The organism is Kitasatospora sp. NPDC057500 (genome assembly GCF_042802195.1).
Classification (GTDB): Bacteria; Actinomycetota; Actinomycetes; order Streptomycetales; family Streptomycetaceae; genus Kitasatospora.
Genome location: NZ_JBHVER010000179.1, coordinates 1 through 17037, shown reverse-complemented (window position 1 = coordinate 17037; position 17037 = coordinate 1). Strand labels below are relative to the sequence as shown.

General features: G+C 72.8%; 9 protein-coding genes. 7 read left to right on the top strand and 2 right to left on the bottom strand.

Features of this window, described 5'->3' with window-relative positions; translation table 11 throughout:
• Window positions 1–345: 345 nt before the first annotated feature.
• Complete coding sequence (locus ACFU74_RS29005; RefSeq protein ID WP_380761969.1) at window positions 346–933, bottom strand: universal stress protein; 588 nt, start codon at window positions 931–933, stop codon at window positions 346–348.
• Window positions 934–1153: 220 nt separating this feature from the next.
• Here ACFU74_RS29005 and ACFU74_RS29000 point away from each other — a divergent pair, with 220 nt between their 5' ends.
• From ACFU74_RS29000 to ACFU74_RS28985, 4 genes are all read left to right on the top strand, one after another.
• Window positions 1154–1783, top strand: coding sequence for a DJ-1/PfpI family protein (locus tag ACFU74_RS29000; protein WP_380761967.1), 630 nt, complete (start codon window positions 1154–1156; stop codon window positions 1781–1783).
• Window positions 1784–1956: 173 nt separating this feature from the next.
• A complete protein-coding gene (locus tag ACFU74_RS28995) occupies window positions 1957–3048 on the top strand; it encodes a substrate-binding domain-containing protein (protein ID WP_380761965.1) in 1092 nt (363 codons plus the stop codon).
• Window positions 3049–3089: 41 nt separating this feature from the next.
• A complete protein-coding gene (locus tag ACFU74_RS28990) occupies window positions 3090–4181 on the top strand; it encodes a hypothetical protein (protein WP_380761963.1) in 1092 nt (363 codons plus the stop codon).
• A gap of 305 nt (window positions 4182–4486) precedes the next feature.
• A complete protein-coding gene (locus tag ACFU74_RS28985) occupies window positions 4487–5995 on the top strand; it encodes a carboxyl transferase domain-containing protein (protein WP_380761961.1) in 1509 nt (502 codons plus the stop codon).
• 35 nt (window positions 5996–6030) lie between these two features.
• Here ACFU74_RS28985 and ACFU74_RS28980 read toward each other — a convergent pair whose 3' ends face one another.
• Window positions 6031–6153: a hypothetical protein gene (locus tag ACFU74_RS28980; protein ID WP_380761959.1), complete on the bottom strand. Its 123-nt coding sequence runs from the start codon at window positions 6151–6153 to the stop codon at window positions 6031–6033.
• Between the two features lie 297 nt (window positions 6154–6450).
• On the opposite strand from ACFU74_RS28980, the gene ACFU74_RS28975 reads away from it, so the two are divergent.
• The 3 genes from ACFU74_RS28975 (at window position 6451) to ACFU74_RS28965 (ending at window position 16965) form a co-directional block, all read left to right on the top strand.
• Entirely contained in the window at window positions 6451–6819 is a 369-nt protein-coding gene (locus tag ACFU74_RS28975) for a CU044_2847 family protein (RefSeq protein ID WP_380761957.1), read from the top strand.
• A gap of 49 nt (window positions 6820–6868) precedes the next feature.
• A complete protein-coding gene (locus tag ACFU74_RS28970; protein WP_380761955.1) occupies window positions 6869–10957 on the top strand; it encodes a trypsin-like peptidase domain-containing protein in 4089 nt (1362 codons plus the stop codon).
• 413 nt (window positions 10958–11370) lie between these two features.
• Window positions 11371–16965, top strand: coding sequence for a DUF6923 family protein (locus ACFU74_RS28965; RefSeq protein ID WP_380761953.1), 5595 nt, complete (start codon window positions 11371–11373; stop codon window positions 16963–16965).
• The last annotated feature ends 72 nt before the right edge of the window (window positions 16966–17037 follow it).

Below are 17037 nucleotides of genomic sequence, written 5' to 3'. Positions count from 1 at the left end.
CTCCGACTTGGAGCGCCAGGCCCGGGTCGCACGGACTCTCCCCACTGAAAGTGGGACGTGCTCTGGTAGCACCACTGACGCCTGACGAGGAATCACTCCCTCGCGACAGGAAGAACACTACCAGCCCGGAACACGTGCCCGAACCACAGACAAACCCCCGACCACCAACACCCCCGAAACACGAAAAGGCCCGGCACCCGAATCAACAGGTGCCGGACCCCTCCGACTTGGAGCGCCAGGCCCGGGTCGCACGGACTCTCCCCACTGAAAGTGGGACGTGCTCTGGTAGCACCACTGACGCCTGACGAGGAATCATTCCCTCGCGACAAGAAGAACACTACCAGCTCAGAACGGGTGCCCGGACCGGGCTCGGGGGCGGTCAGGCGTGGCGGTCAGGCGGGTGCGGGGGTGGCGCCGGAGGGCTTCCAGTTCGCGTTGGAGGGGCGGCTTGGGGACGGCGAGGACCGGGCAGGTGGCGTGGCGGGTGCAGTAGGCGGTGACGGAGGGGCGCAGCGCGCGGGCGAGGGCGCCGCGGCTGCCGGCGCCGAGGACCAGCAGGTCGTCCGGGCGGTCGGCGCAGCGGACCAGGGCCTGCCCGGTCTCGCCGCGGACGGCGATGCTGCGCAGCCGGGCGCCGGACCAGGCGCCGCCGAAGGCCTGGTCGAGGGCGTCGCGCAGCCGGGTGGCGGCGGCGTCGCGACAGGCGGTCAGCAGTGGCGGGCAGGGCGAGCGGCGGTAGCCGAACTCGCCGCCGGCCGGGGTCCAGCAGTGCACGGCGAGGACCTCGGCGTCGAGCCGGCGGGCCTCGGCGACGGCGCGGTGCAGGGCGGCGAGGCTGCCGAGCGAGCCGCTGACGCCGACGACGACGCGGCCGCGGCCGTCGTCCTCGGGGCCCCGGGGTGCACTGGGGAGGTCTGTCGGCTCGTCCGCCATGGTGCTGGTCCGTCCTTCCAACCGGTGACTGGTGTCGTCGGTCCTCAGCCAAGCCGGGCGGACGGCGGGCGGCCGGTTCGTTGACGGGCCCCTGACGCGCGCGGGCCCGGTCCGTACGGTTTCCTGACGCGAGGGGGGCGCGGGCCGGTGCGGGCCGGGGCCGGTGCGGGCCCGGAAATTGCCGGACCGGATCGTGGGCGCTCTGGTTGAATCCGGGGCCATGGACATCAGCGCCCAGGAGGGCGACCGGCCCGGCCGGCCACTCCGTCACATCGCGATCCTGCTGTTCCCCGGCGTCGAGGAGCTGGACGCCATCGGCCCCTGGGAGGTGCTCGCCTACTGGACGCGGAACTTCCCCGAGGACGGCTGGCGGGTGTCGTGCGTTTCCCGTGACGGCGGGCCGGTGGAGTGCGCCAAGGGGCTGACCGTGCACGCGCACCACTCCTGGGCGTCGGCGCCCGCCCCGGAGGTGGTGATCCATCCGGGCGGGCAGGGCACCCGGCCGCTGCTGGCGGACGAGGAGCACCTGGCGCGGGTGCGGGAGCTGGCCGCGTCGGTTCCGCTGATGGCCGGCGTCTGCACCGGCGCGCTGGTCTACGCGAAGGCGGGTCTGCTGCGGGGGCGGCCGGTCACCACGCACTGGGCCTCGCTCGACCTGCTGGCCGAGCTGGAGCCGACGGCCGAGGTACGGCGGGAGGACCGCTTCGTCGACGACGGGGACGTGATCACCTCGGCCGGGATCTCGGCGGGGATGGACATGGCGCTGCACCTGGTCTCCCGGCTGTCCTCGGTGGAGCGGGCGCGCCGGGTGCGCCGCGGCATCCAGTACGACCCGCAGCCGCCGGTGTAGCCCTCGGCGGGTGACCGGGGGGCCACCGGTGGAAGAACAGGTGGCGACGGCGTTCGGGGAGGGTGGCGATGACCTGCGGTGGCGTCCGTGCCCCGGGTCCACGCGGTCTTCCGGGGACGGACCGGGCGGTCCGATGATGCCGGTGCCCCGCCCGCCTCCGACCGGGAGTTCCCGTGCTCCGACTCGCCGCCAGGGCCGCTTCGGCCCTCGCCCTCGCCTCCGCCCTGGCACTCACCGTCACCACCCCCGCCCTCGCCGACCCGCCGCTGCCCGCCGCGACCGACATCGTCGGCGTGGGGGCGGGCGTCACCGAGACCCTGCTCAACCAGTTCTCCACCGACTACAACGCCTCCCTCGCCGCCGCCGGGGACACCACCTCACCGCGCCTCTACAGCTGGGACTCCACCGGAGCCCCGTCCCCGATCGTCACCAAGGCCGGGGCCACCCCGATCGTCCGCCCGGACCGGACCGACGCGGGGGTGGCGGCATTGAACGCCACCACCAGCAGCACCGTCGACTTCGTCCGTGCCACCCGCTTCCCGAACGCCAACGACCTTCCCGGCAACCTGTTCGTGCCGTTCGCCAGGGACGCGGTCAGCTGGGCCGCACCGGCCGGCGGCAACGCTCCGCAGAACCTGTCCACCTACGACCTCTCCAACATCTACAACTGCCGCGTCACCAAGTGGAAGCAGATCGACCCCGCGCTGCCCGACACCACCATCGTCCCGGTACTCGCCGGCCATCTCTACGTCGACCGGCGGGGCGTCACGGGCGCACCGATGGAGTCCTCGGACACCCTCCTCAAGACCATCGGCTACCCGCCCGCGGGCACGGACGGCTCCAGCGACCGCTCGTGCGTACGCGTCGTCGAGCGGGGGGACCAGGGCTGGGACGCGCTCCTGCACGACCCCAACGCGATCGTCCCCTACTCCGTCGGCCGCTTCATCGGCCAGGTCTACGGCGGGCACTCCCGCCCCGGTGACGACCCCGTCATCCTCACCGTCCGCAGCATCGACGGAATCGCCCCGTTGTCCTCCCCGGACCACGCCCTGGCCTCCTCCTTCGTGAACACGTCCTACGGACGGATCCTCTTCAACGTCGTGCGCGAGGCCGACTGGTACAGCACCTCCGCAGCCGGCGGCCTGCGCAAGGTCTTCGGCCCCTTCGGGTGGATCTGCAAGAGCCCTGTCGCCGCCGCCGCCGTCAGGAGCCACGGCTTCCGGACCCTTCCCGTCGGCGCCTGCGGCGTGACGGTCCACCGGTGACCGGCCTGCTGCGTCCCCCACCACGTTCGGGAGTCCCCGTCATGCTCCGATTCGCCGCCGGGGCCGCTTCGGCCCTCGCCCTCGCCTCCGCCCTGGCACTCACCGTCACCACCCCCGCCCTCGCCGACCCGCCGCTGCCCGCCGCGACCGACATCGTCGGCGTGGGGTCGGGGACCACCGAGATGCTGTTCAACCGGTTCTCCACCGACTACAACGCCTCGCTGGCCGCCGCCGGGGACACCACCTCGCCGCGCCTGTACAGCTGGGACTCCACCGGCAGCAACGAGATCACCACCAAGGCCGGCGCGACCCCGATCGTCCGCCCGATCCGGACCGACCCGGGCATCGTCGCCCTGAACGCCTACACCAGCAGCACCGTCGACTTCGCGCGTTCCTCCCGCGGTCCGCGCACCGACGACCCCTCGACCGACCTGTTCGTGGCGATGGCCAAGGACTCGGTCAGCTGGGCCGCTCCGGCCGGCGGCAACGCCCCGGCGAACCTGACCGCCGCCCAGTTGCGCGATGTCTTCACCTGCGTCAAGACCAACTGGCGGCAGATCGATCCGGCCCTGCCCGACGCCGCCATCGTCCCGGTCCTGGCCGGCACCCTCACCGTCTCCCGGAGCGGCGTCGCCGGCCTGCCCTCGGATTCGTCGGCCTTCTTCCTCACCGCCATCGGCTACCAGTCCGCCGTCACGGCCGACAACTGGACCGACCACTCGTGCGTACGCACCGTCGTGCGGGGGGACCAGGGCACCGACCCGGTCCTGCACGACCCCAACGCGATCGTGCCCTACTCCGTCGGCCGCTACGTCGGCCAGGTCCACGGCGGGCACACCGGGCCCGGCGACGAGGCCGGAGCGCTCACCGTGCGCGGCCTCGACGGGATCGCCCCGGTGGACCAGTACCAGCAGATGTCCGCCCAGTTCGGGAACTCGGCGTACGCGCGGGTCCTCTACAACGTGGTGCGCGAGGCCGAGTGGAACAGCACGGACGCGCACGGCAGGGCCCTGCGCGCCGTCTTCGGCGCCGGCGGGTGGATCTGCCGGAACGCCACCGCCACCGCCGCCATCAGGAGCCACGGTTTCCGGAGCATCCCCGCCGGCTTCTGCGGCTCGACGGTCCACAGTTGACGGCACACCGTTGACAGCCCGCCTCCGACGGCCCACCGTGCCGACCCCGGAGGTCGGCGGCGGGTGCCCGGGCCGCGTGCCGGGCCCGGGGCCGGACGGGGTGGCTCATCGCTGCGGTGGTCATGCCTCCGGCCTCCGCGCCCGCCGCCGGCCCGGAATCCTGCGCGGGTCCGATCCCCCTCCCCCCGCCCGGGAGAGGCTGTCGTCCTCCTCACACCGGCCGGCCAATCCCCCTGCCCGCTCCGCCCTCCGCCTAGGGTGATCTTCGTCGGTGCGGGCCCGGATCACGCGATGGGGTGGAACAGATGGGCGTCTCCTTGACAGCGCACCAGCTGATCGGGCTGCTGGTCGACCCCGGCGGCTACCGGAGCTGGGACGAACCGGCGACCGACGAATCGGCGGCCGGCGAACCGGCCGACCCCGGCTACCGGGCGAGCCTCGCCCGGGCGCGGGAGCGGACCGGCGTGGACGAGGCCGTGCTCACCGGCCTCGGCCGGATCGGCGGGGAGCCGGTCGCCCTGATCGCCTCCGAGTTCGGCTTCCTCGGCGGGTCCATCGGCGTGGCAACCGCCGAACGGATCACCCGCGCCGTCGAGCGGGCCACCGCCGAGCGGCTGCCGCTGGTCGCCCTGCCGGTCTCCGGCGGCACCCGGATGCAGGAGGGCTCCGCCGCGTTCCTCTGCATGCTGCGGATCACCGCCGCCGTCCAGGCCCACCGGGCGGCCGGGCTGCCGTACCTCACCTATCTGCGCAACCCCACCATGGGCGGGGTGTTCGCCTCCTGGGGGACGCTCGGGCAACTGGTGTTCGCCGAACCGGGGGCACGGCTGGGCTTCCTCGGCCCCCGGGTGTACGAGGAGCTGCGGGGCGTCGAGCTTCCCCCCGAGGTGCAGCGCGCCGAGACGCTCGCCGAGCGCGGACTGGTGGACGCGGTGGTGGCGCCCGAGGAGCTGCGCGAGGTGCTGCGCCGCTCGCTGTCCGTGCTGACCCGCCGGGCGCTGCCCTCCTCGACGGCCGCTCCCACGGAGGCCGCCGAGCGACCCGACGCCTGGGAGGCGGTCCTCCGCACCCGCCGACCCGACCGACCCGGCACCCGCGAACTGCTGCGCCGCACCACCGAGGAGCTGGTCCTCCTCGACTCCCCCGGCGGCCGCGACGGCGCCCTGGTCCGCGCGCTCGCCGTGCTGGGCGGGCGGCCCGCCGTGGTCGTCGGCCAGCAGCGGCAGAGCGGCGCCCAGGAACACCCCTTCACTGCCGCCGACCTGCGCGCCGTCCGCCGCACCGCCCGGGTCGCCGAACAGCTCGGCCTCCCCCTCGTCACGGTGGTCGACACGGCGGGCGCCGAACTCTCCGTCCAGGCCGAACTGGACGGCGTGGCCATCGAGATCGCCCACTGCCTCACCACCCTGCTCGCCCTGCGCACCCCCGTCCTCGCCGTCCTCCTCGGCCAGGGCTCCGGCGGCGGCGCCCTGGCCCTGCTGCCCGCCGACCGCGTCCTCGCCGCCGCCAACTCCTGGCTCGCCCCGCTCCCGCCCGAGGGCGCCTCGGCCATCGTCCACCGCGACGGCACCCACGCCCCCGACCTGGCCCGTTCCCAGGGCATCGGCGCCCACGACCTCGCCGCCGTCGGCCTGGTCGACACGGTGGTCCCCGAACTCCCCGACGCCGCCGACGAACCGGCCGCCTTCTGCGCCCGCCTCGGCCACGCCGTCGCCACCGCCCTGACCACCCTCACCGCCACCCCCGAAGCCGCCCGCCTCGCCGCCCGGGCAGCCCGCCACCGCCGCCTGGGCGACGTGCTCACCGCAGAATGAGTCCGCCCCCCTCGTGGCGAGCCGGCGGACTCCGTTCAACCGTCGGGCACCGCCGCGGCCGGCGCTGCCGCCCCCGCGCTGGTGGCCGTGGCCAGGCACAGGGCGGCGGTGGCGGTGGCGGCGGTGGCGATGCCGGCGACATGGAGCAGACGCTTCAAGGGTCCTCCTTGGTCGAATTTGTCGAGCTGGTCGAGCTGGTCGAGCTGGAGCAGGTCGACCCAGTTGTGCCCGTACGCTCCAATCGCATATCCGCCTGATCAGGCGACCGTTCACGAACCGGGTTGACGCCGATCGGACGAGCGGACGAGCGGACGATCCACTGGCGCTTCCGGCGGCTCGCCCCCGCCAGGAGCGGTTGGACCGGTCGTCCGGATGGCCGGGTCCGGGTGCGGCGCTCGGGGCGGCGGACGACGATGCGAGTGGCCGCGACATCCGTGACGCCGAAGGAGGAGGCCGTGGCAGCTCTGGCTCGCATCCCGCTGGCGGACGGGGGCTGGGTCCTGCTGGAGGCGCCCGGCGGGGCGGAGGGGCCGGTGAAGGCCGGCCGGCTCGGCGAGGCCGTCCGCGATCTGCCGACGACCATCCAGGGCGCCCTCACCCCGGTCACCGCGGCCGCCCACGCGGCGCTCACCGAGCTGCGCCGGATCGGCCCCGACGAGATCGCGGTGGAGTTCGGCGTCGACCTCTCCTTCGAGGCCGGCGCCGTGATCACGAAGAGCGCCGCCAACTGCCATCTGCTGGTGCGGGCGTTGTGGCGGCAAGGCAGCCCCGGCGCTCCGCCCCCGCCCCCGGGCCCGGCCCGATCGGGCCCGTCCGGTGGCTAGCGCGGACCGGCCACCGGACGGTGGTCGGGCGGGTGAACTGCTTCCGGCCGTGGCCCAAGTGCTCGGGCCGGACGGCGGGGTCGCCGGAGCGGGCTTCCTGGTCGGCCCGGACGTCCTGCTGACCTGCGCACACGTCGTGCGCGCCGCCGGGTCCGGCCCCGGTGACCCGGTGCGGCTGGCCTTCCCCAACGTGGAGGGCTCGCCCCTGGTCGAGGGCCGCGTCCTGGCGGAGCCGTGGCGCGAGCCCGACGGCGACGACGTCGCCGTCGTCCGCCTGGCCCGTACCGTGCCGGGGACGGCGGCGCTGCCGCTGGGCTCCCCGGAGGGCTGCCGGGGCCACCAGGTGCGGTCGTTCGGCTTCCCCGCGCAGGCCCCGCCGGGCGGGCACTTCGGCTTCGGCGTGGCCGGCGACCTGCTGCCGGCCGGTGAGCGCGGCGGCGCCCACCTCCAGCTGACCGCGGCCAACGACCTGACCACCGGGTTCAGCGGCGGCCCGGTCCTCGACGAGATGACCGGCCTGGTCATCGGCATGGTGACCGAGATCGCCGCCCCCGACGACTACGAGCGGGGCCAGGGCATCGCCTACGTCACCCCCGTGGAGGTCCTGCGGGAGGTCTGGCCCGACCTGGCCCTGACGGACGTCTGCCCGTACCGGGGACTGGAGTCGTTCACCGCGGAGGAGGCCCGCTGGTTCGAGGGCCGGGAGGACGCGGTGCGGCAGGTGCTGGCCGATCTGGGCCACCAGCAGCGGCTGACGCTGCTGCTCGGCCCCTCCGGTTCGGGCAAGTCGTCCCTGGTTCAGGCCGGCGTCCTGCCCGCCCTGGCCGAGGGGGAACTCCCCGGCAGTGACCGCTGGTTGACCGTCCTGGCCCGGCCGCGCCAGGACCTGCTCGCCGAACTGGAACGCGCCGGACTGCCCGGGGCGCGCCGGGACGGGATCACCGCCGCCGTCACCCGCAGGCTGGCGGAGGAACCGGGCCGGGAGCGGCTCCTGCTGGTCGTCGACCAGTTCGAGGAGTTCCTCGCCCGGTCCGGCAACGGCCGGCAGCGGGAGGTCGCGGCGGTCGCCGAGCAGCTCGGCGAACTCGTCGACTCGGCCGTCCCGGTCAGCGTGCTCCTGGTGATGCGTGACGACTTCTATCCGCAACTGGCCGCTCTGGCACCGGCGCTGCTGGAGAAGGCGATGCCGGGCCTGCTCAACCTGCCGAGCACCCTCAGCCGGAGCGACCTGCACGACATCATCACCCTGCCCGCCCGGTCCGTCGGCGCCCACTTCGAGGCCGGCCTGCCCGAGCAGATCATCACCGACGTCCTGGAGGCCACCCCCGGGGGCACGTCCGGCGACCGGGCACCCGTCACCGTCCTGCCGCTCCTGGAATTGACGCTCAGCCAGCTGTGGCAGCGGCGCCACAACGGCTACCTCACCCATGACGCCTACCAGCGCATCGGCGGAGTCACCGGAGGCCTCACCACCTGGTGCGACTCCGCGCTCCGGCAACTTCCCGACGACCAACTCCCCATCGCCCGAAGGATCCTGACCTCCCTGGTGCGGCCGGCCGAGCCCGGCTACCAGGTCCCGGCCATCCGGGAACAGCTCCCGCTGCGTGAACTGCGCGAGCTGGCCTCCAGCACCGAGGCCACGCCCGAGAGCGACCGGGCCGTCGACGAGGTGGTCGCCGCGCTCACCCGCCACCGGATCATCATGACCCGCGCCCCGCGCGGCGCCGCCGGCCCCCAGCCGCCGGCCGGGCAACCGGTGGCCGAGCTGATCCACGACGCGCTCATCCGCGAATGGGGCACGCTCCAGCAGTGGGTGGAGCAGGACCACCACTTCCAGGACTGGCTGGAGACCACGCGCAAGCGACGGGCCGAATGGGCCGAGCGGAAGGCCCCCGGCGACCTGCTGGGCGGGACCGCACTCGCCGAGGGCCTCGACTGGGCGCAGCAGCGCCGTCTGCCGGGCGACATCACGGCGTTCCTCACCGCCAGCCAGGAGCGCCAGCAGGCCGCCATCCGGCGCAGCCGGCGCCTCAACGCGATCCTGGCCGGCCTCCTCGTCGTCGCCCTGGTCGCCGCCGCCGGAGCCGTCTGGCAGTGGCGGACGGTGACCACGGAACGGGAAGAGTCCCTGTCGCGCCAGTTCGCCGCCCAGTCCGACACGCTCATCGGCACCAACCCGGACCTCGCGGCACTGCTGGCCATCGCGGCGTACAACACCAGTGACACCCCCGAGTCCGTCGAGAGCCTGGGGAACGCGGCGCTCCTGCCGTTGAAGCGGCGCCTGACGGGCCACACCGAGGCGATCTACGCGGTGGCGTTCAGCCCCGACCGAAAGACCCTCGCCACCGCCGGCGGCGACAGGTCCGTACGCCTGTGGGACGTCGACACCGGCAAGACACTCCACACGCTCACCGGCCATACCGAGAGCGTGTTCTCCGCAGCCTTCAGCCCTGACGGGAAGACCCTCGCCACCGCGAGCTTCGACGACACCGCCCAACTGTGGGACGTCGGCACCGGATCCTCCCGCGCCACCCTCGAAGGTCATACGAGTGACGTGAACGCGGTGGCGTTCAGTCCGGACGGAAAGGCCCTCGCCACCGCCGGCGACGACGGTTCCGTGCGCCTGTGGAACGTCGACACCAGGTCACCGCTCGTCACCCTCCAAGGCCACACGGGCGGGGTGTACGCCATGGCGTTCAGCCCCGACGGGAGGACCCTCGCCACCGGCAGCGCAGACAGCACAGCCCGCCTGTGGGACGTCGGCACCGGCACCACCCGCACCACCCTCAACGGCCACGCGGGTGCCGTGGAAGCCGTGGCGTTCAGCCCCGACGGCAAGACCCTCGCCACCGCCAGCACCGACCAGACCGCGCGGCTGTGGGACGTCGGCACCGGCACCACCCACACCACCCTCAACGGCCACGCGGGTGCCGTAGAGGGCGTGGCGTTCAGCCCCGACGGCAAGACCCTCGCCACCGCCAGCACCGACCAGACCGCGCGGCTGTGGGACGTCGGCACCGGCACCACCCACACCACCCTCAACGGCCACGTCGACAGCGTGTTCTCCGTGGCGTTCAGCCCCGATGGGAAGACCCTCGCCACCGGCAGCTTCGACACCACCGCGCGGTTGTGGGACCTCTCTGCCCGTCCTGTCCTGTCCGGGCACACGTCAGAGCCGAGGGCGATCACGTTCAGCACCGACGGAGGGACACTCACCACAGGCGGCATCGATGCGGCGGTGCAGTCGTGGAACGTGAAGGACCACGATTCCCGCAGCCTGCTCATCGGCCGCCAGTCCGAAATCCTCACCGCAGTGGCGTTGAGTCCGGACGGAAGGACCCTCGCCACCGGCGAACCCGACTTCAGGGTCGGGCTCTGGGACGTGGCCACCGGCAAGAACCTCCAAACCCTCCTCGGCCACACGGACACCGTGCACGCGCTGGCGTTCAGCCCCGACGGAAGGACCCTCGCGACCGGCAGCGCAGACACCACCGCCATGACGTGGAACGTCCCGACCGGTTCCCTCCTCGCCGTCGTCAGCGGCCACATCGGCGCCGTGGACGCCGTGGCGTTCAGCCCGGACGGAAAGGCCCTGGCCACCGGCAGCGCAGACCGGACCGCCCAGTTGTGGGACCTCTCCACGGAATCCGCCCGCGCCACCATCCACGGCCACGCCGGTACCGTGACCGCCGTGGCGTTCAGCCCGGACGGAAGGACCCTGGCCACCGGCAGCACCGACAACGCCGCCAGGCTGTGGGACGTCGCCACCGGCAACAGTCACGCCGTCCTCACCGGCCACAGCGCCACGGTGCAGACGGTGGCGTTCAGCCCGGACGGGAAGACCCTGGCCACCGGCAGTTCTGACGCCACCGCGCGCCTGTGGGAACTGGCCACCAGCAAGAGCCGAGCCATCTTCACCGGCCATGCCGACAGTGTGACCACGGTGGTGTTCAGCCCCGACAACCGCACCCTGGCCACTGGCAGCGCCGACGCCACGGTACGGCTGTGGAGCACCGATCCGCCCGAGCCCGCCGACGCGATCCGGAGGATCTGCGGGTCCGTCGACCGCGATCTCACACCCGACGAACAGGTGTACCTGTCCGGCCACTCGACCGCCCCGGTGTGCCACACGGGCTGACACGGCCTGGCGGGCCTTTCCGTCAGGAGCCGGCCGAGACCGTTCACCGACGACCCCGATCCCCACGCAGGCGCGTTCCCCCGGTGAGCTGCCGGGGCTGAGCGCGATGCTTCGCATCCAGACTACTTCGCCCCGCCGAGCACGGGCCCGGCGGGGCGGCGGGCTGCGGGCCCGACAGTGGATCAAACACCCAAAACAGACACGAAGATAACTTGTGCTCATATACGACAAGTTTCAATGATTCGGTGCTTTACTCCCCTCTCAAGATCAGGTTCCCACTGCCCTGATCCCGGTGCGTACACGGAAGTCCCACGCCGTGCGTGCCGTAGCTTCCGACCTGGAGGGACGTCCGAAGTGAACTGGTCAACGCGGGTGCCCATATCCATACCGCCGCGGTTGCCGGAGGGGACCGCATGAGCACCATGGTTCGCCGCTCAGGGCGGCATCGAGGGCGGCCGCGCCGCTCACTCATCGGGTTGCTGGTGATGGCCCTGCTGATCGGGGCGGGCGCCTTCATAGCCCCGTTCCTCTCCGCTCCGCAGTCGCACGCGGCGGCCGGTGACCCGTTCGATCCAGCGGACCCCCAGGTCTTCATCGCGCAGGAATCTCCGACGCGGTTGTACCGGTCGATCACCGGAGCCTCCGGCAGTGTCACCTTCCAACCGGAAGGTGCCGTCGCCCCGACCTCCTACAACGCCATCAGTTACAACCCGACGAACAACTACCTGTACGGCATCGACACCGGCGCGACCCCCGGTGCGATCGTCCGGATCGGGCAGGGCGGTGTCGTCACCCGCGTGGGTACCGGCATCGTGCCGGGCACCGGGATGAACTGGGGTGCCTTCGCGCCGGACGGGAGTCTCTACGTCGGCAACAGCTCAACCGACACGGTCTACCGGCTCAATGTCGCCACCGGCACGGTGACCGCGACGATCAACCTGTCCGCAGTGCCGAACGCATGGGATCTCACCTACGCGAACGGCTTCTTCTGGGGCGTCGACACAAATGGCCACCTGGTCCGTGTGGATCTCCTCGGGGCTGCCAAGACGGTCGCGACGTTCCCCGCCTCGACGGTGACACTGGGCGCCGGTGGCTTCGGTGCCGCCTGGACGTTCGGCAACGGCAACATCGGCATCTCCGAGAACACGTCCGGAACGGTCTACCAGATCAAGATCACCAATCCGGCGGCGGCGAACCCGACGTTCACCCTTGTCTCCTCATCACCGGGACCGGCAAGCGCCTTCAATGACGGCGCGGCCTCGCCCGGCCTGCCGACCGACCTGTCGGTCGTGAAGAGCGGACCGGATCTTGTGAAGCCCGGCTCCCCCGTGACGTACACGCTGAAGGTGAAGAACAACGGCCCGGGCAACTCCAGCGGCTACACCGTCACCGACACCGTCCCGGCGCCGCTGACCAACGTGAAGACCTCCACGCCCGGCTGCACCGTGGCCGGCAACACGGTGACGTGTGTCGGCGGGCGCACCCTCGCGGGGGTCGAGAACACCATCACCATCACGGCCGATGCCCCCGCCACGATGACCGGCTGCGTCACCAACACCGGCTCGGTGCTGGCCAATGAGCAGGACCCGACGGCCGGCAACAACCAGTCCTCGGTGAAGACCTGCGCCGTCGCACCGGCCCTGACGGTGGAGAAGTCGGCCACCCCGGGCACCGTGGGCGCGGTCGGCGAGAGCGTGAAGTACTCGTTCGTGCTGACCAACACCGGCAACGTCGAGCTGGCGAACCCGGGTGTCACCGAGACGGCGTTCTCGGGCAGCACGCCGCCCGCGGTCGACTGCCCGGCCGGTCCGCTGGCCCCGGGTGGGTCGCTGACCTGCACCGCCGCCTACACCGTCACCCAGGCCGACCTGGACGCGGGCTCGATCAAGAACACCGCCACCGCGCACGGCACCGCGCCGGGAGACACCGCTCCGACCGTCTCCCAGCCGGACTCGGCGACCGTCACCGCGACGTCCAGCCCCGGCCTGAAGGTGGTCAAGTCCGCCACCACCAGCCAACCGGACAGGCTGGTCCTCGGTGAGGAGATCACGTACGACTTCGTGGTCACCAACACCGGCAACGTCACCCTCAAGGACGTCAAGGTCACCGAGACCACGTTCACGGGCGCGGGCACCCCGCCGGTCCCGGTCTGTCCCACCGCCGAGGCCGCCTCCCTGGCCCCCGGCGCGGAGATGACCTGCACCGCCGCCTACACCGTCACCCAGGCGGACGTGGACGCGGGCTCGATCAAGAACATCGCCACCGGCACCGGCAACCCGCCGACCGGTCCCCCGCCGGTGTCGCCGCCGAGTGAGGTGACCGTCCCGGCGCCGTCCGACCCGGCGCTGACCGTGGTCAAGACCGCCTCGACCGGCAAGCTGGTGGCCGGGGAGAAGATCACCTACAGCTTCCGGGTCACCAACACCGGGAACGTCACGCTGAAGGACGTCAAGGTCACCGAGACCGCGTTCACCGGCAGCGGCGCGCTCGACCCGGTCAGCTGCCCCAGCGGCGCCGCCTCGCTCGCGCCGGGCGCGTCCGTCACCTGCACCGCCGGCTACACGGTCACCCAGGCGGACGTCGACGCGGGCTCCGTGAAGAACACCGCCACCGCGACCGGCACCCCGCCGACCGGACCGCCGCCGGTCTCCCCGCCGTCCGAGGTGACCATCACCCAGCCGCCGGCCCCCTCGATGACGGTGGCCAAGACCGCCACCACCAGCCGGCCCGACGAGCTGGTCCTCGGCGAGACGATCACCTACAAGTTCGAGGTCAAGAACACCGGCAACGTCACCCTCAAGGACGTCAAGGTCACCGAGGGCGAGTTCACCGGCACCGGCACCCCGCCGGTCGCCACCTGCCCCGCCGCCGAAGCCGCCTCCCTGGCCCCCGGCGCGACGATGACCTGCACCGCCACCTACACCGTCGCCCAGGCCGACGTCGACGCCGGCTCCATCAAGAACAGCGCCACCACCACCGGCACCCCGCCCACCGGACCGCCGCCGGTCTCCCCGCCCAGCGAGGTGACCGTCCCGGCGCCGTCCGACCCGAAGCTGACCGTCGTCAAGTCCGCCTCCACCGGCAAGCTCGTCGCCGGTGAGCAGCTCACCTACACGTTCGAGGTCAAGAACACCGGCAACGTCACGCTGACGGACGTCAAGGTCACCGAGGGCGCGTTCACCGGCAGCGGCACGCTGTCGCCGGTCACCTGCCCCACCGCCGAGGCCGCCTCGCTGGCCCCCGGCGCGACGATGACCTGCACCGCCGGCTACACCGTCACCCAGGCGGACGTGGACGCGGGCTCGGTGAAGAACAGCGCCACCGCCACCGGCACCCCGCCGACCGGACCGCCGCCGGTGTCGCCGCCGTCCGAGGTGACCATCACCGAGCCCCCGGCCCCCGCGGTCACGGTGGCCAAGACCTCCTCCACCGACAAGCTGGTGGCCGGCGAGAAGATCACCTACAGCTTCGCCGTCACCAACACCGGCAACGTCACGCTCAAGGACGTCAAGGTCGCCGAAGGCCCGTTCACCGGCAGCGGCAAGCTCGACCCGGTCGTCTGCCCGGCGGAGGCCGCCTCGCTCGCGCCCGGCGCCACCGTCACCTGCACCGCCGGCTACACGGTCACGCAGGCCGACGTGGACGCGGGCTCCGTGAAGAACAGCGCCACCGCCACCGGCACCCCGCCCACCGGACCGCCGCCGGTGTCGCCGCCGTCCGAGGTCACCATCACCACCCCGGACGAGCCCGGCCTGTCCGTGGTCAAGTCCGCCTCGACCGGCACCCTGGTCGCGGGTGAGGAGATCGTCTACAAGTTCGAGGTGAAGAACACCGGCAACGTCACACTGAAGGACGTCAAGGTCACCGAGACCGCGTTCACCGGCAGCGGCACCCTCTCCCCCGTCACCTGCCCGAGCGGCGCCGCCTCGCTGGCGCCCGGCGCGACCGTCACCTGCACCGCCACGTACACCGTGACGCAGGCGGACGTCGACGCGGGCTCGGTGAAGAACGCCGCCACCGCCACCGGCACCCCGCCGCGCGGTGAGCCGCCAGTCTCCCCGCCGAGCGAGACGACGGTGAGCACGCAGGACCAGCCCGGCCTGTCCGTGGTCAAGACCGGTCACAGCGGCAAGCCGGACGAGCTGGTCGTCGGCGAGACGGTCACCTACAGCTTCGCCGTCACCAACACCGGCAACGTCACCCTCAAGGACGTCAAGGTCACCGAGGGCGCGTTCACCGGCACCGGCACCCCGCCGGTCGCCACCTGCCCCACCGCCGAGGCCGCCTCCCTGGCCCCCGGCGCGACGATGACCTGCACCGCCGCCTACACCGTCACCCAGGCCGACGTCGACGCCGGCTCCATCAAGAACAGCGCCACCGCCACCGGCACCCCGCCGCGCGGTGAGCCGCCCGTCTCCCCGCCCTCCGAGACCGTCGTCCCGGCCCCGGAGAAGCCCGCGCTGGCGGTCGTCAAGACCTCCTCCACCGACAAGCTCGTCGCCGGGGAGCAGATCACCTACAGCTTCGCCGTCACCAACACCGGCAATGTGACGCTGAAGGACGTCAAGATCACGGAAGGCGAGTTCACCGGCCACGGCAAGCTCGACCCCGTCACCTGCCCGAAGGAGGCCGCCACCCTGGCGCCCGGCGCGACGGTGCTCTGCACCGCCGCCTACACCGTCACCCAGGCCGACGTGGACGCGGGCTCCGTGAAGAACAGCGCCACCGCGACCGGCACCCCGCCGCGCGGTGAGCCGCCCGTCTCCCCGCCGTCCGGGACGACCATCACGACGGACGACGAGCCCGGCCTGTCCGTGGTCAAGTCCGCCTCCGCCGGCCAGGAGGACAAGCTGGTCGCGGGCGAGAAGATCACCTACAGCTTCGCGGTGCGCAACACCGGCAACGTGACGCTGAAGGACATCAAGATCAACGAGGGCGAGTTCACCGGCCACGGCAAGCTCGACCCCGTCACCTGCCCGAAGGAGGCCGCCACCCTGGCGCCCGGCGCCACCGTCACCTGCACCGCCGCTTACACGGTGACGCAGGCGGACGTCGACGCCGGCACGGTGAAGAACACCGCCACCGCCACCGGCGTCCCGCCGCGCGGTGAGCCGCCGGTCTCCCCGCCCTCCGAGGTGGAGCTGCCGCAGCAGCCGAAGCCCTCGCTCGCGGTCGTGAAGTCCGCCGAGACCGAGAAGCCCGGCAGGCTCGTCAAGGGCGAGAAGATCACCTACCGGTTCGCCGTCACCAACACCGGCAACGTCACCGTCAAGGACGTCAAGGTCAACGAGGGCGAGTTCACCGGCACCGGCAAGCTCTCCGCCGTCACGTGTCCGAAGGACGCGGCCACGCTCGCGCCCGGCGCCACCGTCACCTGCACCGCCACCTACACCGTGACGCAGGCCGACGTCGACGCCGGCACGGTCAGGAACACGGCCACCGCCACCGGCACCCCGCCGCGCGGCGAACCGCCCGTCTCCCCGCCCTCCGAGGTCACCGTCCCGTCCGACGGCCGCGGCGCCCTCGGCCTCACCAAGACCGCCGACGTCGTCGACGTCAACGGGAACGGGAAGACCGACGCCGGAGACCGGATCGAGTGGAAGCTCACGGTCGCCAACCAGGGCACCGCCACCGTCACCGGCATCAAGGTCGACGACCCCACCGCCGGCCAGGTGACCTGCCCCAGGACCAGCCTCGCCCCCGGCGAGACGATGGTCTGCACCGCCCAGCCGCACACCATCACCACCGAGGACGCCCAGCGCGGCAAGGTCGTCAACACCGCGACCGCCACCGGCCCCGGAGCCACCCCCTCCGAGGCCACCGCCACGGTCAAGGTCGCGCCCGGCAACCCGCCGGCGCCGGCCCCCGCGGCCCCCACGCCGTCCGGACCGACCGGCATCCTCGCCCACACCGGCACCGCCGTCCTGACGGTGGTGGCGATCGCCGGCGGGCTGCTGGTCGTCGGCGGGCTCGTCCTCAGCCTCAGTAGGCGCCGCCGCAACCACTGAATCGAGGACCGACCGGCCGAGTGACCTCCGGCCGGGCCGACCGGAGCCCCGCCGGGTCCCGCGGAATCCATC